Source organism: Sphingopyxis sp. SCN 67-31 (assembly GCF_001725095.1).
On record NZ_MEFH01000059.1, the window covers coordinates 42,057 to 57,834 of the forward strand.

General features: G+C 66.2%; 18 protein-coding genes and 1 other RNA gene. 8 read left to right on the forward strand and 11 right to left on the reverse strand.

What is annotated here, in order from left to right; all coding sequences use genetic code 11:
* Positions 1 to 32: 32 nt before the first annotated feature.
* The 3 genes from aguB to ABS88_RS11315 all read right to left on the reverse strand — a co-directional run bounded on the left by aguB (position 33) and on the right by ABS88_RS11315 (position 3,741).
* Positions 33 to 884, reverse strand: coding sequence for an N-carbamoylputrescine amidase (aguB, locus tag ABS88_RS11305; RefSeq protein WP_286749811.1), 852 nt, complete (start codon positions 882 to 884; stop codon positions 33 to 35).
* 57 nt (positions 885 to 941) lie between these two features.
* Entirely contained in the window at positions 942 to 1,925 is a 984-nt protein-coding gene (locus tag ABS88_RS11310; RefSeq protein ID WP_286749812.1) for an agmatine deiminase family protein, read from the reverse strand.
* A gap of 139 nt (positions 1,926 to 2,064) precedes the next feature.
* On the reverse strand, positions 2,065 to 3,741 hold the full coding sequence (locus tag ABS88_RS11315; RefSeq protein ID WP_286749813.1) for a M28 family metallopeptidase: 1,677 nt from the start codon (positions 3,739 to 3,741) through the stop codon (positions 2,065 to 2,067).
* 220 nt (positions 3,742 to 3,961) lie between these two features.
* On the opposite strand from ABS88_RS11315, the gene ABS88_RS11320 reads away from it, so the two are divergent.
* On the forward strand, positions 3,962 to 5,947 hold the full coding sequence (locus tag ABS88_RS11320; RefSeq protein WP_286749814.1) for a S9 family peptidase: 1,986 nt from the start codon (positions 3,962 to 3,964) through the stop codon (positions 5,945 to 5,947).
* A gap of 57 nt (positions 5,948 to 6,004) precedes the next feature.
* On the opposite strand, the gene rpsD is transcribed toward ABS88_RS11320, so the two are convergent.
* Positions 6,005 to 6,616, reverse strand: a complete 612-nt coding sequence (rpsD, locus tag ABS88_RS11325; RefSeq protein WP_067107752.1) for a 30S ribosomal protein S4 — start codon at positions 6,614 to 6,616, stop codon at positions 6,005 to 6,007.
* 200 nt (positions 6,617 to 6,816) lie between these two features.
* Between rpsD and ABS88_RS11330 the strand changes: the two genes are divergently transcribed.
* Positions 6,817 to 7,122, forward strand: coding sequence for a chorismate mutase (locus ABS88_RS11330; RefSeq protein WP_067107749.1), 306 nt, complete (start codon positions 6,817 to 6,819; stop codon positions 7,120 to 7,122).
* On the opposite strand, the gene ABS88_RS11335 is transcribed toward ABS88_RS11330, so the two are convergent.
* Genes ABS88_RS11335 through rpiB form a run of 5 tightly spaced genes read right to left on the reverse strand, consistent with a single transcriptional unit; the run spans position 7,119 to position 10,306 of the window.
* Positions 7,119 to 7,859, reverse strand: a complete 741-nt coding sequence (locus ABS88_RS11335; protein ID WP_286749815.1) for an RNA methyltransferase — start codon at positions 7,857 to 7,859, stop codon at positions 7,119 to 7,121. The two genes, ABS88_RS11330 and ABS88_RS11335, sit on opposite strands and share 4 nt — an antisense overlap.
* A complete protein-coding gene (gene nrdR / locus ABS88_RS11340) occupies positions 7,856 to 8,326 on the reverse strand; it encodes a transcriptional regulator NrdR (RefSeq protein WP_067107743.1) in 471 nt (156 codons plus the stop codon). The genes ABS88_RS11335 and nrdR overlap by 4 nt, the downstream gene beginning before the upstream one ends.
* A 3-nt stretch (positions 8,327 to 8,329) precedes the next feature.
* The gene (locus tag ABS88_RS11345; RefSeq protein WP_076077890.1) at positions 8,330 to 8,548 is read right to left on the reverse strand and encodes a hypothetical protein; all 219 of its coding nucleotides are present in this window, start codon (positions 8,546 to 8,548) and stop codon (positions 8,330 to 8,332) included.
* Positions 8,549 to 8,552: 4 nt separating this feature from the next.
* Positions 8,553 to 9,860 (reverse strand): serine hydroxymethyltransferase, encoded by a 1,308-nt coding sequence (glyA, locus tag ABS88_RS11350; RefSeq protein WP_286749816.1) that lies wholly within the window; start codon positions 9,858 to 9,860, stop codon positions 8,553 to 8,555.
* A complete protein-coding gene (rpiB, locus tag ABS88_RS11355) occupies positions 9,857 to 10,306 on the reverse strand; it encodes a ribose 5-phosphate isomerase B (RefSeq protein ID WP_067107737.1) in 450 nt (149 codons plus the stop codon). The genes glyA and rpiB overlap by 4 nt, the downstream gene beginning before the upstream one ends.
* A gap of 114 nt (positions 10,307 to 10,420) precedes the next feature.
* Here rpiB and ABS88_RS11360 point away from each other — a divergent pair, with 114 nt between their 5' ends.
* Complete coding sequence (locus ABS88_RS11360) at positions 10,421 to 10,585, forward strand: hypothetical protein (protein WP_169799658.1); 165 nt, start codon at positions 10,421 to 10,423, stop codon at positions 10,583 to 10,585.
* 23 nt (positions 10,586 to 10,608) lie between these two features.
* Here the strand turns inward: ABS88_RS11360 and ABS88_RS11365 are convergent, their stop codons facing one another.
* Positions 10,609 to 11,265, reverse strand: a complete 657-nt coding sequence (locus tag ABS88_RS11365; RefSeq protein ID WP_067107735.1) for an alpha/beta hydrolase — start codon at positions 11,263 to 11,265, stop codon at positions 10,609 to 10,611.
* A gap of 252 nt (positions 11,266 to 11,517) precedes the next feature.
* Here ABS88_RS11365 and ABS88_RS11370 point away from each other — a divergent pair, with 252 nt between their 5' ends.
* A complete protein-coding gene (locus ABS88_RS11370; RefSeq protein WP_286749819.1) occupies positions 11,518 to 12,603 on the forward strand; it encodes a cysteine desulfurase family protein in 1,086 nt (361 codons plus the stop codon).
* A complete protein-coding gene (locus ABS88_RS11375; RefSeq protein ID WP_286749820.1) occupies positions 12,600 to 12,938 on the forward strand; it encodes a 2Fe-2S iron-sulfur cluster-binding protein in 339 nt (112 codons plus the stop codon). Before ABS88_RS11370 ends, ABS88_RS11375 begins: the two co-directional genes overlap by 4 nt.
* Before the next feature lie 7 nt (positions 12,939 to 12,945).
* Here ABS88_RS11375 and ABS88_RS11380 read toward each other — a convergent pair whose 3' ends face one another.
* Positions 12,946 to 13,377: a DUF6841 family protein gene (locus tag ABS88_RS11380; protein WP_286749821.1), complete on the reverse strand. Its 432-nt coding sequence runs from the start codon at positions 13,375 to 13,377 to the stop codon at positions 12,946 to 12,948.
* 118 nt (positions 13,378 to 13,495) lie between these two features.
* Between ABS88_RS11380 and ffs the strand changes: the two genes are divergently transcribed.
* From ffs to ABS88_RS11395, 3 genes are all read left to right on the forward strand, one after another.
* Positions 13,496 to 13,593: signal recognition particle sRNA small type (ffs, locus tag ABS88_RS11385), an RNA gene on the forward strand.
* 102 nt (positions 13,594 to 13,695) lie between these two features.
* The gene (locus ABS88_RS11390; protein WP_082797028.1) at positions 13,696 to 15,402 is read left to right on the forward strand and encodes a DNA polymerase III subunit gamma/tau; all 1,707 of its coding nucleotides are present in this window, start codon (positions 13,696 to 13,698) and stop codon (positions 15,400 to 15,402) included.
* Positions 15,399 to 15,734 carry a YbaB/EbfC family nucleoid-associated protein gene (locus ABS88_RS11395; RefSeq protein ID WP_067107723.1) on the forward strand — a complete coding sequence of 112 codons (336 nt, stop codon included), beginning with the start codon at positions 15,399 to 15,401 and terminating at the stop codon, positions 15,732 to 15,734. Before ABS88_RS11390 ends, ABS88_RS11395 begins: the two co-directional genes overlap by 4 nt.
* Positions 15,735 to 15,778: the final 44 nt, after the last annotated feature.

The window sequence follows — 15,778 nt, forward strand, 5'->3', positions numbered from 1 at the left end:
ATCGGTCCGTCGCGGACGCAATGGAGCGAGGGTCAGACGTCCTCGACCAGCCGGCCATAGAGCTGCGGGCGGCGATCGCGGAAGAAACCCATTCCTGCCCGATGCTTAGCGGCGCGGTCGAGGTCGATCGACTCGATCAGCACACCCGTTTCAGCCGCTCCGAACGCCTTGGACAAATTGCCCCACTCGTCGCTGATGAAGCTGTGGCCATAGAAATCGGATTCGCCCTCGGTGCCGATGCGGTTGGCGGCGATCACCGGCATGCAGTTCGAAACCGCATGCCCCTGCATCGCGCGGCGCCACATCTGGCTCGTGTCGAGGTCGGGGTCATAGGGCTCCGTTCCGATCGCGGTCGGATAGAAAAGCAGTTCGGCGCCCATCAGCGCCATCGCGCGCGCGCATTCGGGATACCATTGGTCCCAGCAGACGCCGACGCCGATCCGCGTGCCGAACAGGTCCCAGACCTTGAACCCCGTGTTGCCGGGGCGGAAATAATATTTCTCTTCATAGCCGGGGCCGTCGGGAATGTGGCTCTTGCGGTACGTTCCCATGATGGCGCCATCGGGGCCGATCATCGCGAGCGTGTTGTAGTAATGCGGTCCGTCCTTCTCGAAGAAGCTGGTCGGGATAGCGACGCCGAGTCGCGCGGCGAGCGCCTGCATCGCGACGACGCTCGGGTGCTCGGCGGTCGGCCGCGCGTCGGCGAACAATTCCTCTTCCTCGACCTGGCAGAAATAGGGGCCTTCGAACAGTTCGGGCGGCAGGATGACCTGCGCGCCCTGCGCCGCAGCCTCTTCGACCAGTGTCGACACGGCCGCGATATTGGGTTCGACGGGGCCGGGCAGGGGAAGCTGCAGCGCGGCGACGGTGAGGGTGCGGGGCATGGCGGATCCGTGATGGGCTCGAAACGAGCCGGAATATAGGGGGCTTTGCGCCCGATGCTAGGCCGGAAGCTGCTGGCTCGAGCAATGGAAGCTGCCGCCGCCGACGATGATCCCGCGCGCATCGATCCCGACCGTGCGGCGATCGGGGAACAGCGCGCCGATCGTGTCGACCGCCACCCGGTCGTTCGCCGCGCCATAGGTCGGGACGACTACCACGCTGTTGCCGATATAGAAATTCATATAACTCGCCGCCGCAAGGTCGCCGTCGATTTCGACGCGGCCGGGCGAGGGCAGGTCGACAATCTCGATCCCACCGAACGCCGCGGCGCGCGCGCGCGCGTCGGCAAACACCGCGGCATTGGGGTCATCGTTATCCGCCGCCGCCGGAATCGCCAGCCGCCCCTCGCCGACGAAGCGCGCCAGATTGTCGACATGCCCGTCGGTATGGTCGCCGATCAGTCCATTGCCCAGCCATAGCAGCCGCTCGATGCCGAGCGACTGGTGAAGCCGCACCGCGATATCCTCGCGCGTCAGCGTCGGGTTGCGGTTCGTGTTGAGCAGGCATTCCTCGGTCGTGACGCAAAGGCCGGTGCCGTCGACGTCGATGCCGCCGCCTTCGAGCACCCAGTCCTGATCGTCGACCGGCAGTCCGCCTGCACGCGCGAGCGCGGCGCCGACCTCCTGATCGCCGGGCATGACGAATTTCTCGCCCCACCAGTTGAATTCGAAGTTTCGCGCTCGCCGCGCCGCGCCGGTTCCGGCGACGATCGGGCCGGTATCGCGCAGCCAGATGTCGCCGAGCGGCTGGACGAGGATGCGCACCGCCGGATCGACGAGCGCCGCCGCGACCTCGGCCTGGCGCTCGTCGTTGACGACCAGCCGCACCTCTTCGCCCCGGCCGCCGTCGTGGACCGCATTGGCGAACGCCGCGACATCGCGGCGCGCGGCGTCGATCCGGCCCGCCCACTCTGCGTCGAGGTGCGGAAAGCCGATCCACACCGCTTCGTGCGGCGCCCATTCGGCGGCCATGCGCAACGTCATGTCTGCTCTCGATCCCTTGTTTCCCGCTCCGCCATGGCGAGCAGGGCGAAGCAATCTCCAGCCGGCGCCCCTTTCGGGACGGCAGCCGGAGATTACCGTGCCGCGTCGCCCCTCGCCATGACGAGGAGCGGACTCCGGCCTACTTCGCCGGGCGCGACTTGTCGCGCGCGGCGCGGAACTCGTCGCCCTTCACCCAGTTCGGCCAGGCGTCGGTCGATGCGAGCATGCGGCCGGCGGCATAGAAGAGCTTGAGATCGGCGAGCATGCCGTCCCAGTTCTTGATCGCCGCATATTCGTCGGCGGGGGCGTGATAGCGGTTCTTCTCATAATCCTCCGATGCCTTCTTGCCGGCGTCGGTGCCGCCCTCGACCAGATCCTGGCCGGCGCCGAAGTTGAAGAAGGGCACGCCGCGCTTGGCGAAGCTGAAATGGTCGGACCGGTAATAGAAGCCCTTTTCCGGCGTCGGTTCGTCGACGATCGTGACGTTCGCCGCCTTGGCGATCTTTTCGAGATAGGTATCGAGTTCCGACTTGCCGCGCCCGACGACGACGATGTCCTTGGCGGGGCCGTTGGGATTCAGCGCATCCATGTTCACCCCGCCGACCGTCTGGGCGAGCGGGAAGATCGGATTGGCGGCATAATATTCGGATCCGAGCAGCCCCGATTCCTCGGCCGTGACGGCGACGAAGACGACGCTGCGGTCGGGTGCCCCGGCCTTCTGATAGGCCTGCGCGAGCGTGATCAGCGCCGCGGTGCCGGTCGCATTGTCGACCGCGCCGTTACAGATGCCGTCGCCGTTCACTGGCGTGCAGCGGCCGAGATGATCCCAATGCGCGGTATAGAGCACATATTCGTCGGGCCGCTTGGCGCCCGGCAGGATGCCGACCACATTGTGCGACAATTTCTTGGTGATGGCGTTGTCGAAGCCCAGCGAGGCCTTGACCCCGGTCAGCGGAACCGCCTTGAAGCCCTTCTTGCCCGCGGCTTCGCGCAGCTTGTCGAAATCCTGCCCGGCGCTCGCGAACAATTCCTTCGCCTTGCCGAGTTGGATCCAGCCGTTGGCGGCGGTCTGGTCGGCGCCGCCGTTCTGGCTGTCGGCCAGATACTGGGTGCCGGTGTTGCTCGATTCGACGACGTTCCAGCCATAAGCGGCGGGTTCGGTATCGTGGACGATCAGCGCCGCGGCCGCGCCCTGCCGCGCCGCTTCCTCATATTTATAGGTCCAGCGGCCGTAATAGGTCATCGCACGGCCGTTGAATTCGCCCTTGGCTTCCTTCGTCTGCCAGTCGGGATCGTTGACGAGGATGACGACCGTCTTTCCCTTGACGTCGAGCCCGGCATAGTCGTTCCACCCCTTTTCGGGGGCGTTGATGCCATAGCCGACGAAGACGACATCGCTGTCCTTGACCTCGGTCTTCGGCTGGACGCGATAGCTGAACGCGACATAATCCTTCGCATATTGCAGCGTTACCGGCATCTTTCCGCCGGTGAAGGTCAGCGGCGTCGCATTCTTCGCGGTGATCTCGACCAGCGGCACGTCCTGCGTCCACTTGCCGTCGTTTCCGGGCTTCAGCCCCGCCGCCTCGAACTGCTTGATCAGATAGGTGAGCGTCTTCTCCTCGCCCGCGGTGCCCGGCGCGCGTCCTTCATAGGCGTCCGACGACAATTCCTTCGTCGCATCCTGAAGCGTCTGGAGCGACAGTTCGGGAAACTGCACGTCGGGCAGGGCGGAAGAAGCCGCCTTGTCGGGAGCGCTGCACCCGGCAACGGCGAGCAGCGCCGTGACCGAAAGCGCGACCAGAGAGGTGCGGGGCATGGAAATTCCTTCTCGAAAATCGACGAAGGGCGTCTTTTGGCAGCCCGGTCGGACCGATGCAAGGGCGTGGAGCCCGCACATGAACAGGGTGGCTTGACGATGCCCGGCAGCAGGACCCATGAAGGGAGTCTGCCATGCCGCTCTCGTTTTCGCCCCCTTTTGGAGGGCGGGCGGAGCATGGGGGCGCGCATTTGGCGGGGGCAAAAAATGGGGGCAAAAGATGACAGGTCTGAAGCGTAGGCGGGTGCTGGCGTGCGGTGTTGCGGTCGCGGCGATGGCACCATTTTGCGGATTGGCGTCAGCACAGGAGGACGATGCGGCGCGGCGCTTCGGAACGCTTCCCGGCGTCATGCAGGCCAGCCTGTCGCCCGATGGACAGCGGCTGGCGTTTATCGCACCCAACAAGGGGCAGGCGAATGACCTCTATGTCGTCGACATCGCCGATAACAGTGCGCCTCGGCGTATATTGCGGTCGAGCGGTGATCCCGAATGGTTATATTGGTGTCGCTGGGCCAACGACCGGCGGCTCATCTGCCAGGTCGGCGGTGTGCAGAAATATGGCGACGAGTTGCTGGGGTTCAGCAACATCGTCGGAGTCGATGCCGACGGTCGCAATCCGAAATCGCTGAGCGTTCGCCGCGGACGCAACGCACTGGGCTATGATCTGCGGGGCGGAGGCGTCATCGACTGGCTGCCCGATCAGGAGGATTCGATCCTGATGACGCGCAGCCATGTTCCGGAGGTCAACCGCTATACATCCTCGTTGATTACAAAGGATGCGGAGGGGCTGGGAGTCGACCGAGTCGACGTGCAGTCGGGCAGCGTGCGCGTGGTTGAAAAGCCGCACCCCGATGCCGTCGAATTCATCACCGACGGCAAGGGGCGTCTGCGTATCATGGGGACGCATCCGATTAAGGGGCGGACCGATAATCTGAGCCGCACGCTTACCTATCTTTTCCAACCTGCCGCCGGCGGCAACTGGCAGCCGCTGTCGACGGTCGACGTGCTGACGTCGGACGGGTTCGATCCCTATACCGTCGATGCTGCGACCGATCGTGCCATCGGTTTCGACAAGGTCGACGGGCGCCGCGCGGCGGTCGCCAGGCGACTCGATGGATCGGGGACCACCGAAACCCTCTTCGCGCATCCGCATGTTGATGTTGACGGGCTGGTTCGCGTGGGCCGCGATCAGCGCGTTGTCGGCGTGACTTTCGCCACCGAAAAGCGCCAGATGGTCGTGACCGATCCCAAGGTGGAGGCGATGGCCCAGGCGCTGGCGCGCGCGCTCGGCGACAAGCAGGTCAATTTTATTGATGCGTCGGCCGACGAAAAGCATTGGTTGCTGTGGGTGGGGTCGGACACCGACGCCGGACGCTATTATCGCTATACGCCTGCCGCCAAGGAACTGCGTCCGTTGCTCGATGAGCGACCGCTGCTGGCGGATGTCACTCTCTCTCCCGTTCGTCCGATCCGCTATGCTTCGGCCGACGGCACGTCGATCCCCGGCTATCTGACGCTCCCGCCGGGGCGCAGCGACGCGAAAGGGCTTCCCGCCATCGTCATGCCGCATGGCGGCCCATCTGCGCGCGATGAATGGGGCTTCGACTGGCTCGCGCAATATCTCGCGCACAAGGGTTTCGCCGTCGTGCAGCCCAATTTTCGCGGTTCGGCCGGCTATGGCGACGAATGGTTCGTGATCAATGGTTTCCAGTCGTGGCGGACCGCGATCGGCGACATCGACGATGCGGGCCGCTGGCTGCTGTCGCAGGGCGCCGATCCCGCCCGCCTGTCGATCGTCGGCTGGTCCTATGGTGGATATGCGGCGCTGCAATCGGGCGTCGTCGATCCCGGCCTATTCAAGGCCATCATCGCGATCGCGCCCGTTACCGATCTCGAAATGCTGAAGAACGACAGCAAGAAATACACTTCGGAGCGCATCGTGCGCGACTACATCGGGTCCGGGCCGCACGTCCGCGAAGGGTCGCCGCTGCGAAACGCCGCTGCGATCCGGGTGCCCGTGCTGATGGTGCATGGCACGTTCGACCAGAATGTCGACATCGAACAATCGCGGGCGATGAAGCGCGCGCTCACGGCCGCGGGCGGCCGGGTGGAACTCATCGAATATCCGGGGCTGGCGCACAGTTTGTCTGACAGCAAGAACCGGACCGAGATGCTCACGCGCATTGCAGCCTTCCTGCCGCATTGAAACGAAAAGAGGCGGCCCGTTGCCGGACCGCCTCTTTGATTTCGTGATCCGGACCGATCAGCGCGAATAGAATTCGACGACCAGGTTCGGTTCCATCTTCACCGGATAGGGCACTTCGTCGAGCGCGGGGACGCGGACGAAGGTTGCCTTCGTGCCGTCGACCGCGACATATTCGGGCAGGTCGCGCTCGGGCAGGCTCTGCGCTTCGGCGACCAGCGCCATTTCCTGCGCCTTCTTGCCCAGCGTGACTTCGTCGCCCGGCTTCACGAGGCGGCTCGCGATGTTGCACTTCACGCCGTTCACATAGACGTGGCCGTGGCTGACGAGCTGGCGGGCCGAGAAGATCGTCGGCGCGAACTTGGCGCGGTAGACGATCGCGTCGAGGCGGCGTTCGAGCAGGCCGATCAGATTCTGGCTCGTATCGCCCTTCATTCGCGCGGCTTCGATATAGTTCTTCTTGAACTGCTTTTCGGTGATGTCGCCGTAGTAACCCTTCAGCTTCTGCTTGGCGCGAAGCTGGATGCCATAGTCGGACATCTTGCCCTTGCGGCGCTGGCCATGCTGGCCGGGGCCGTATTCGCGGCGGTTGACCGGGCTCTTCGGGCGGCCCCAGATATTCTCGCCCATGCGGCGGTCGAGTTTGTACTTGGCGCTATGGCGCTTCGACATCGGTCGTCTCCAATCTGCTGTGTGCCGAGGAATTTCGGCTTGTGTCCCGGATCGCACCACAGGAAAGCCTTCCTGCGCGACCGCCGCTTCACCGGGGTGCGGGGTCCATTGCGAAGGCGCGCCGTTAGACGGAGCGTGTGTCCGAGTCAAGTGTGGCGACCCGCTCGACAGCGCCGAAAAAGCCGCTAAAGGCGACGCACATGACAGCCAAACCGCCCGAACAATGCCAGACGATGATTGAGGTGCGCGAAGGGGTCGACCAGGTCGACCGCGAACTGGTCGCGCTGCTGGCGCGCCGTTTCGGCTATATGGACGCGGCGGCGCGGATCAAGGCCGAGCGCGGCGCGGTCCGCGACGAGCCGCGCAAGGCGCAGGTGCTCGACAATGTCGGACGCGCGGCCGAAGCGGCGGGGCTCGACGCGGCGCGCATCCGGGCGGTGTGGAACGAACTGGTCGAACAGTCGATCGCGCACGAGTTCGACCGCTGGGACGATCTGCGCGCCTAATTATCGCCGCCGCGAGCCGATTTCCGCGCTTTCCCCAGCGTCGTAACGATGCCGTGCATCATCCTGATATCGTTGTGCGACCATCCCGCCTTGGTCAGCGCGGTGCGAAGCGTGCGCAGCGTCGCGGTGGTGCGTTCGGGCGGAAAGAAATAGCCTGCCGCATCGAGATCGCGGACGAGGTGATCGATCAGATCCTCCAGTTCCCGATGCGGAGCAGGAGGATCGAGCGGCGCCTCGGGCGGGCTCGCGAGCGCTTCGCCCTTCGACCATTCATAGGCGATCAGGATCACCGCCTGCGCCAGATTCAGCGATCCGAAAGCAGGATTGATCGGCACCGTGACGATGTTGTGCGCGAGCGCGACATCGTCGCTGTCGAGCCCCGACCGTTCGGGGCCGAAGACATAGGCTGAGCGATCGGACGTGGCATGAACCCGCGTCGCGGCGGCTTCGGGCGTCAGCACCGGCTTGGTGACGCCGCGCTTGCGCACGGTCGTGGCGTAGACGTGAGTGCAGTCGGCGACCGCATCGGCGAGTGTGTCGAAGACCCGGGCGTTGGCAAGCACGACGTCGGCGCCCGACGCCGCGGGGCCGGCGGCCGGATTGGGCCAGCCGTCGCGCGGGGCGACGAGGCGGAGTTCGGTCAGCCCGAAGTTGAGCATCGCGCGCGCCACGGTGCCGATATTCTCACCGAGCTGCGGACGGACGAGGACGATAACCGGGACGGGCGCCTTGGTCACGAGCCGCCCTTGTGCGCTGCTTCGTTGATCGTCGAGGCGAATTCTTCGAAATCCTTCGCTTCGGTGAAATCGCGATAGACGCTGGCGAAGCGGATATAGGCGACGCTGTCGAAGCCTTTCAGCGCCTCCATCACCATCGCGCCGATCTGCGAGGCCTTCACCTCATTCTCGCCCGATGTTTCGAGCTGGCGCTGGATGCCCGATACCAGCCGCTCGATGCGCGCGCCGTCGATCGGGCGCTTGCGGCACGCGATCTGGACGCTGCGCATCAGCTTCTCGCGGTCGAAGGGTTCGCGGCTGCCGCCTGCCTTGAGCACCGCAACCTCGCGAAGCTGGATGCGCTCGAAGGTGGTGAAGCGCGCGCCGCAGTCCTCGCACTGGCGGCGGCGGCGGATCGCGGCGCCGTCCTCGGTCGGACGGCTGTCCTTCACCTGGCTGTCTTCATGGCCGCAATAGGGACAGCGCATCGCTCAGCGTTTCACCCGGCCATAGAGCGCGATCGCCGCCCCCGCGAGCAGGCCGACCGGCCAGCTCACGACGGGCAGCAGCGCCCCGGCGACCGCGCCGATCGCCCCGCCGGTCAGCACCGGGCGCGTCGAGGGATGGTCCATCCCCTGCCGGCCCATCGCCTTGACCTCTTCGATCGTCAGTTCGACCAGCGTCGGCTCCTCGGGGTGCTGGCGCGCCATCATCCTATCCCTGATAGATGGGGAAGCGTTCGCACAGGGCGCGGACGCGCGCGCGGACGTCGGCCTCGACATCGGCGTCGCCCTGCTCGCCCTTGTCGCGCAGCGCTTCGAGCACGTCGGCGACCATGTCGCCGATCGCCTCGAACTCGGCGATGCCGAAGCCGCGCGTCGTGCCGGCGGGCGATCCGACGCGGATGCCGCTGGTCTTGACCGGCGGCAGCGGGTCGAAGGGGACGCCATTCTTGTTGCAGGTGATCGCGCTGCGCTCGAGCGCTTCGTCGGCGTCGCGGCCGGTGATGCCGAGCGGACGCAGGTCGATCAGCGCGAGGTGCGTGTCGGTGCCGCCCGCGACGATATCGGCGCCCCGCGCCTTCAGCCGGTTCGCCAACGCCTGCGCGTTGGCGATCGTCGCCCTGGCGTAGGTCTTGAACTCAGGGCGCAGCGCTTCGCCGAAGGCGACCGCCTTCGCGGCGATGACATGCACCAGCGGGCCGCCCTGCAGGCCCGGGAAGACCGCCGAGTTGATCCGCTTCGCGATCGCTTCGTCATTGGTCAGCACCATGCCGCCGCGCGGGCCGCGCAGCGTCTTGTGCGTCGTCGTGGTGACGACATGCGCATGTTCCATCGGCGACGGGTGCGCGCCGCCCGCGACGAGGCCCGCGAAATGCGCCATGTCGACCATCAGCAGCGCGCCGACATCGTCGGCGACGGCGCGGAAGCGCGCGAAGTCGAGCGTGCGCGGATAGGCCGAACCGCCCGCGATGATCAGCGCCGGCCGATGCTCCTTGGCAAGGCGTTCGACCTGGTCGAAATCGACGAGATGATCGTCGGCGCGCACGCCATATTGGATGGCGTTGAACCATTTGCCCGACAGCGCCGGCGCGGCGCCGTGCGTCAGGTGGCCGCCGGCGTCGAGGCTCATGCCGAGGATCGTCGCGCCCGGCTTGGTCAGCGCCAGCATCACCGCACCGTTCGCTTGCGCGCCCGAATGCGGCTGGACGTTGGCGAAATTGCAGTCGAAAAGCTGCTTCGCGCGGTCGATCGCCAGCGTCTCGACCTCGTCCGACGGACCGCAGCCCTGATAATAGCGGCGGCCCGGATAGCCTTCGGCATATTTGTTGGTGAAGACCGATCCCTGCGCCTCGAGCACCGCCTTGGAAACGATGTTCTCGGACGCGATCAGTTCGATCTGATAGCGTTCGCGTTCCAGCTCGTGCTGCATCGCCGCCGCGACCGCGGGATCGGTCGTGCCGACGCTGTCGGTGAAATAACCGGCCGATTTGATGGGCTTGTCGAGCGTGTCTGTGGTCATCGGCTGGTCTCCAGTTGCGGGTTGGAAAGCTTGTCGACGCGGCGCGCGTGGCGGTCGCCGGCGAAATCGGTGGACAGGAAGGCGGTCAGGCACGCCTTCGCCATGTCGATGCCGGTCAGCCGCGCGCCCATCGCGATGACGTTCGCGTCATTATGCTCGCGTGCGAGCCTGGCCGACAGCGGTTCGGAAACGAGCGCACAGCGGCACGCCGGGTTGCGATTGACCGAGATCGAGATGCCGATGCCCGACCCGCACAGCGCGACACCGCGCTCCGCGCCGCCGGTCGCGACCGCATCGGCGAGAGCGTAGCCATAATCGGGATAATCGACCGATTCCGGCCCGTTGGTGCCGAGGTCGGCAACCTCGTGCCCCTCGCCGCGCAGCCATTCCGCCAGCAGGGCCTTCAGCTCATATGCGGCATGGTCGGATGCAATGGCGATGCGCATGGCGCGTCTCCCGCTGGGTTTCGAGGGAATCGGATGAGCGCGCTTTAGGCGAAGCCGCCCCGCTTTGCCATAAGCGAGGTGGTAAATTTGTGACGCGGGCGATAAGGCGGCGCGATGTCCGACACGATCATGTCCGTTCTGGTGTTCACCGGGGTCGCGCTGACCGGCGGCGGCGCCTATCTCTTTCGCAAGGGCGACCGGCGCCGCGCGCTGCTGATGTTCGTCGCGGCGCTGGTGATGTTCGCCAATGTCGCGATCTGGCTGATCCCGACGACCTGATCCGTCGCCCCCGCGACGGGGTGTTACCGGATCGGTGAATCGGGCGCGAGCCGCATGTCCAGATAATTGTCGAGGCTCTTCATCAACTGGTCGAGCTCATGCTCGAAAAAGTGGTTCGCGCGCGGAATCTCGTCATGATGGATGGTGATGCCCTTTTGCGTGCGCAGCTTGTCGACCAGCTTCTGCACCGCGGTGGGCGGCACGATCTCGTCCGCGCCGCCCGCGACGATGATCCCCGACGAAGGGCAGGGCGCGAGGAAACTGAAATCATACATGTTCGCGGGCGGCGCCACCGACAGGAAGCCGCGGATCTCGGGACGGCGCATCAGAAGCTGCATGCCGATCCAGGCGCCGAAGCTGAAGCCGGCGACCCAGGTCGTCTGCGCCTCGGGATGGATCGACTGCACCCAGTCGAGCGCCGACGCGGCATCGGAGAGTTCGCCGATGCCGTTGTCGAACGTCCCCTGGCTGCGCCCGACGCCGCGGAAGTTGAAGCGCAGCGTCGCAAAGCCGCGCGCGACGAAGCTCTTGTACATCGCCTGCGTGATGCGGTCGTTCATCGTGCCGCCGCCCTGCGGATGCGGATGCAGGATCAGCGCGACGGGCGCGCGCGGGCGCGGCGGGGGAGAGAAGCGGCCTTCGATGCGGCCCTCGGGGCCGGGGAAAATGACGTCGGGCATGGAGCACCTTTATCTGTGTCGGGCTGGCCACCGATTCGCGTGGGGTACGGGGTGGCGGAGCGGAATTGGCGTCTATATAGAAAATCGGTGGCAAGTTGCAACTTTTGCGAATCGCTCGCAATAAGATGGTGATTACCCTTCATTCGTCACCCCGGACTTGATCCGGGGCCCCGCTTTCCCACGTCGCTGAGCGGGACCCCGGATCAAGTCCGGGGTGACGAGGATGGAGAGGGAAGAATAGAGGCTCGTGGAATGATCTACCTCGACTACCAAGCCACCACGCCGCTCGCTCCCGAAGCGCGCGAGGCGATGCTGCGCTGGCTGGGGGGTGAAGGCGACAGCTTTGCCAATCCGTCGAGCACCCACAAGGCCGGCCGCGCCGCCGCCGCCGCGGTCGAGGTGGCGCGCGACCAGGTCGCGGCGCTGCTGCCGAAGGGAGGGCGCGTCTTCTTCACCTCGGGCGCGACCGAGGCGCTCAACTGGGCGCTGTTGCGCGGAGCGGAGGCGAAGCCGGGCGGCGTCGCGGGGCTCGCCATCGAACATGCCGCGTCTCTGCAATGCCTCGAACGCCTGAATGCGGCGGTCCTGCCGGTCGATGGCGAGGGGCTGGCGCTCCCCCCCGATGCGGCGCTGATTCCGGAGGGCGGCATCGTCGCGGCGATGCTCGTCAACAATGAGGTCGGGACGATCCAGCCGGTCGCCGATTTCGTCGCCGCCGCGCATGCGAGGCAAAGCCTGCTGCTGTGCGATGCGGTGCAGGGTTACGGCCGCGTCGCGATTCCCGATGGGCCGGACCTGATCGCGCTGTCGGCGCACAAGATCCACGGGCCGAAGGGGATCGGCGCGCTGTGGGTGAAGGACGGCGTCGACCTGCCGCCGCTGCTGCTCGGCGGCGCGCAGGAACAGGGGATGCGGTCGGGCACCGTGTCGCCCGCGCTGTGCGCCGGTTTCGGCGCGGCGGCGGCGCTGATGGCGGAGCGCGCGGACGCTGATGCCCAGCATGTCGAGCGCCTCTGGTCGCTTGCGCTCGACTGCCTGCCCGGATGGACGGTGAACGGCTCGGCCGAGCGGCGCTACCACGGCAATCTCAACATCCGCCGCGAGGGGGTGAACGGACTGCGCCTGATGTCCGATGCGCGGAACGTCGCCTTCTCGCTCGGCAGCGCGTGCGGCAGCGGCTCCGGAAAGGTCAGCCATGTGCTGCGCGCGATGGGGGTGAGCGAGGCCGACGCGCGCGCCTCGATCCGTCTCGGCTGGGGGCGCTATACCAGCGAGGCGGAATTGCGCGACGGCCTGACTGCGATCAGGGACGCGGCGCGGCTGCAGGGAGTCGATTGATGCGCGTCACTTTCATCCACGCCGATGGCAAGGGCCGCACCGAGGCCGAGGCCGCCCCCGGCGACATCCTGCTCGACGTCGCGCAGGCGCATCTGATGCCGCTCGAGGGCACATGCGAAGGCCAGATGGCCTGCTCGACCTGCCACGTCATCGTCGCGCGCGGGGATTTCGACCGCCTGCCGCCCGCGAGCGAAGAGGAAGAGGATATGCTCGACCTCGCCGCCGGCGCCCGCCGCACCAGCCGCCTGTCGTGCCAGATCGTGCTGACCGAGGCGCTCGACGGGCTGACCGTGCATATCCCGGGGGAAAGCCGCAACATGCAGGGCGCGCGTTGAATCGGCCTCAGACGATGCCATGCTCTTTCAGAAGCGCCTGTTCGTCGCCCGATACCCAGCCGAAAACCTTTGGTTCGTCCTCCAGTTTCTGAACGAAATAGTGGACATCGAAGTTTATGGTCACCTCCGGTCGATCCTTGCGGGTATAATGCGCCGTCCAGGCGACATGGGCCACGCAATGATGCTCATCCATGGGGGAAACGCGGATGTCGCGTATCCGCATTTCCTTCGTCCCCATCGCTCGATAGCGTTCATAGCCCTGCGCCATGACCTGTTTCAGCTGATCGTCGTTCTTGCCGGTCACCACGCCCTCAGGCGATGCTGCGATGAACTCCGACGCATATAGCGCCGCGACCTCCGTCATATCGGTGTCGCCGGCGAGGGAGCGGTTGAAGACGCTCTCATATCTTTCGAAGAACCTTCTTACGCTGGCTTCCATCGTCCGTCCTCCGGGTGCCGCCATGATCTGTAGGAAGCCGGAAATGGAAATTCAAATCCGAAAGATGTCTACAGAACGGCTCCTGCTTGCATTTCGCGCGATCCGCCGCCATATCCGCGCCGGGAGTCGGGCGGACGCAGTCTTCGCCAACCCGGTCAGGTCCGGAAGGAAGCAGCCGCAACGAATTCGCTGCGGGTCGTTCCGGCTCCCACCCTCACGACATGTCTGAATCGTCACCCCGGGATGACGTAAGCATGTGGGCGCGGCGGCCTCGCATTCCCCTTCGACAAGCGCTCCGGCCGCCCCTAAGACGGACGCATGAGCGATTCCGCCGACGACGAACCCGCGATGCCGGGAATGGACCTGCCCGAAACGCCGGCGCAGCCCGCCGCGCAGGCCGGGCCTTACCGCGTCCTTGCGCGCAAATATCGGCCGCAGACATTTGCCGAACTGATCGGCCAGGACGCGATGGTCCGCACGCTCGGCAATGCGATCGCCCGCGATCGGCTCGCGCATGCTTTCCTGATGACCGGGGTGCGCGGTGTCGGCAAGACCTCGACCGCGCGGTTGATCGCCAAGGCGCTCAACTGCATCGGTCCCGACGGGCAGGGCGGGCCGACGATCGATCCGTGCGGCGTCTGCGAACCGTGCCGCGCGATCACCGAAGGCCGCCATATCGACGTGATCGAGATGGATGCCGCGTCGAACACCGGCGTCGACGACGTGCGCGAGATCATCGAGGCGGTGCGCTACGCCGCGGTGTCGGCACGCTACAAGATCTACATCATCGACGAAGTGCACATGCTGTCGCGCAACGCCTTCAACGCGCTGCTGAAAACGCTTGAGGAACCCCCGCCGCACGTCAAGTTCCTGTTTGCGACGACAGAGGTCAACAAGGTGCCGGTGACGGTGCTGTCGCGCTGCCAGCGCTTCGACCTCCGCCGCATCACCCCCGACATGCTGTTCGCGCATTTCAGCGCCATCCTCCAGAAGGAAGGGGTGGAGGCGGAGGCGCCGGCGATCTGGCTGATCGCCAATGCGGCCGAGGGTTCGGTGCGCGACGGGCTGTCGATCCTCGACCAGGCGATCGCGCACGCCGATCTCGAATCCGGCGGCGGCGGTGGCCGGATCGCCGCCGAGCAGGTGCGCACGATGCTCGGCCTGTCGGATCGCTCGACGATCGCGCAACTCATGGCGGCGATCCTGGAGGGCGATGCGGGCGGCGCGATCGACCTCGCCCGCGCCCAATATGCGCTGGGGATCGAACCGGTCGCGATGGTGCGCGGGCTGATGGACCTGACGCATGCCGTCACCCTTGCCAAGGTGTCGCGCCACGAGGACCCGGCGCTGTCGGACGATGACCGCGCGCGCATCGGCGACTGGGCGCAGAAGCTGGGCTTCGCGCCGCTGAACCGCCTCTGGCAGCTCCTGCTCAAGGGGCATGAGGAGGTGCTGCGCGCGAATAATCCGCTCGAGCATCTCGAAATGCTGCTGCTGCGCGTCATCTACGCCGCCTCGCTGCCCGATCCGGGCGAGCTCGCGAAGCGCATCGAGGCGGGCGGTGCGTCCGCCCTGTCGGCGCCCCCTTCGCCGGGTCCCGCGGCGGCCGGACCGGAGAGCGCGGCAGTGGCGCCCGCCGAGACTCCGGCGGTGGCGCTCACGATCCGGCAGATTCATCATCTTCTCGACAGCAGCGGGCACCAGCAGCTCGCACGGCAGGTCCATGACGAGGTGCGCGTGATCGAGCTGGAGCCCGGGCTGCTGGTGTTCGCCGCGGTCCCGACGCTCGACGGCGATTTCGCGCGCCGGCTGGGGGAGGTGCTGCGCGCGCAGACGGGCAGTCATTGGCAAGTGCGCGCCGGCGAAGGCGAGGCGCGCCCGAGCCTGAAGGACGTGGCGGAAGCGAAGAGCGCCGACAATGACGCGCGGATTCGCGAACTGCCTGTCGTGAAGGCTGCCCTGGCGGCTTTTCCCGACGCAAGGCTTGTCGAGGACGAGCATCATCAGCAAAGGTTCCAGTCATGAAATCCATCGAGGAAATGATGAAGGCGGCGCAGGAAGCGGCCGCTTCGGTGCAGGCGCAGATGCAGGAGGCGCAGGCCAAGCTCGACACGATCGAGGTCGAAGGCGTCTCGGGCGGCGGGCTCGTGCGGATTCGCGCCAGCGCGAAGGGGCGGATCAAGGGCATCGCGATCGACGACAGCCTGATGGTCCCGGGCGAGAAGCAGATGCTCGAGGACCTGCTCGCCGCCGCCTTCAACGACGCGCGCGACAAGGCCGACCAGGCGAGTAACGAGGAAATGGGCAAGATGACGAGCGGCCTGCCGCTGCCCCCGGGCTTCAAGCTGCCGTTCTGAGGTCTCCCCGGCGTCCTGAACCCCCGTTCGCGGAGTTGGGAGGT

Excerpts from the sequence above, each read along its gene's own strand:
- aguB (WP_286749811.1), bottom strand. The coding sequence starts at position 884 with ATGCCCCGCACCCTCACCGTCGCCGCGCTGCAGCTTCCCCTGCCCGGC.
- ABS88_RS11310 (WP_286749812.1), bottom strand. The coding sequence starts at position 1,925 with ATGACGTTGCGCATGGCCGCCGAATGGGCGCCGCACGAAGCGGTGTGG.
- ABS88_RS11315 (WP_286749813.1), bottom strand. The coding sequence starts at position 3,741 with ATGCCCCGCACCTCTCTGGTCGCGCTTTCGGTCACGGCGCTGCTCGCC.
- ABS88_RS11320 (WP_286749814.1), top strand. The coding sequence starts at position 3,962 with ATGACAGGTCTGAAGCGTAGGCGGGTGCTGGCGTGCGGTGTTGCGGTC.
- rpsD (WP_067107752.1), bottom strand. The coding sequence starts at position 6,616 with ATGTCGAAGCGCCATAGCGCCAAGTACAAACTCGACCGCCGCATGGGC.
- ABS88_RS11330 (WP_067107749.1), top strand. The coding sequence starts at position 6,817 with ATGACAGCCAAACCGCCCGAACAATGCCAGACGATGATTGAGGTGCGC.
- nrdR (WP_067107743.1), bottom strand. The coding sequence starts at position 8,326 with ATGCGCTGTCCCTATTGCGGCCATGAAGACAGCCAGGTGAAGGACAGC.
- ABS88_RS11345 (WP_076077890.1), bottom strand. The coding sequence starts at position 8,548 with ATGGCGCGCCAGCACCCCGAGGAGCCGACGCTGGTCGAACTGACGATC.
- glyA (WP_286749816.1), bottom strand. The coding sequence starts at position 9,860 with ATGACCACAGACACGCTCGACAAGCCCATCAAATCGGCCGGTTATTTC.
- rpiB (WP_067107737.1), bottom strand. The coding sequence starts at position 10,306 with ATGCGCATCGCCATTGCATCCGACCATGCCGCATATGAGCTGAAGGCC.
- ABS88_RS11360 (WP_169799658.1), top strand. The coding sequence starts at position 10,421 with ATGTCCGACACGATCATGTCCGTTCTGGTGTTCACCGGGGTCGCGCTG.
- ABS88_RS11365 (WP_067107735.1), bottom strand. The coding sequence starts at position 11,265 with ATGCCCGACGTCATTTTCCCCGGCCCCGAGGGCCGCATCGAAGGCCGC.
- ABS88_RS11370 (WP_286749819.1), top strand. The coding sequence starts at position 11,518 with ATGATCTACCTCGACTACCAAGCCACCACGCCGCTCGCTCCCGAAGCG.
- ABS88_RS11380 (WP_286749821.1), bottom strand. The coding sequence starts at position 13,377 with ATGGAAGCCAGCGTAAGAAGGTTCTTCGAAAGATATGAGAGCGTCTTC.
- ABS88_RS11390 (WP_082797028.1), top strand. The coding sequence starts at position 13,696 with ATGAGCGATTCCGCCGACGACGAACCCGCGATGCCGGGAATGGACCTG.
- ABS88_RS11395 (WP_067107723.1), top strand. The coding sequence starts at position 15,399 with ATGAAATCCATCGAGGAAATGATGAAGGCGGCGCAGGAAGCGGCCGCT.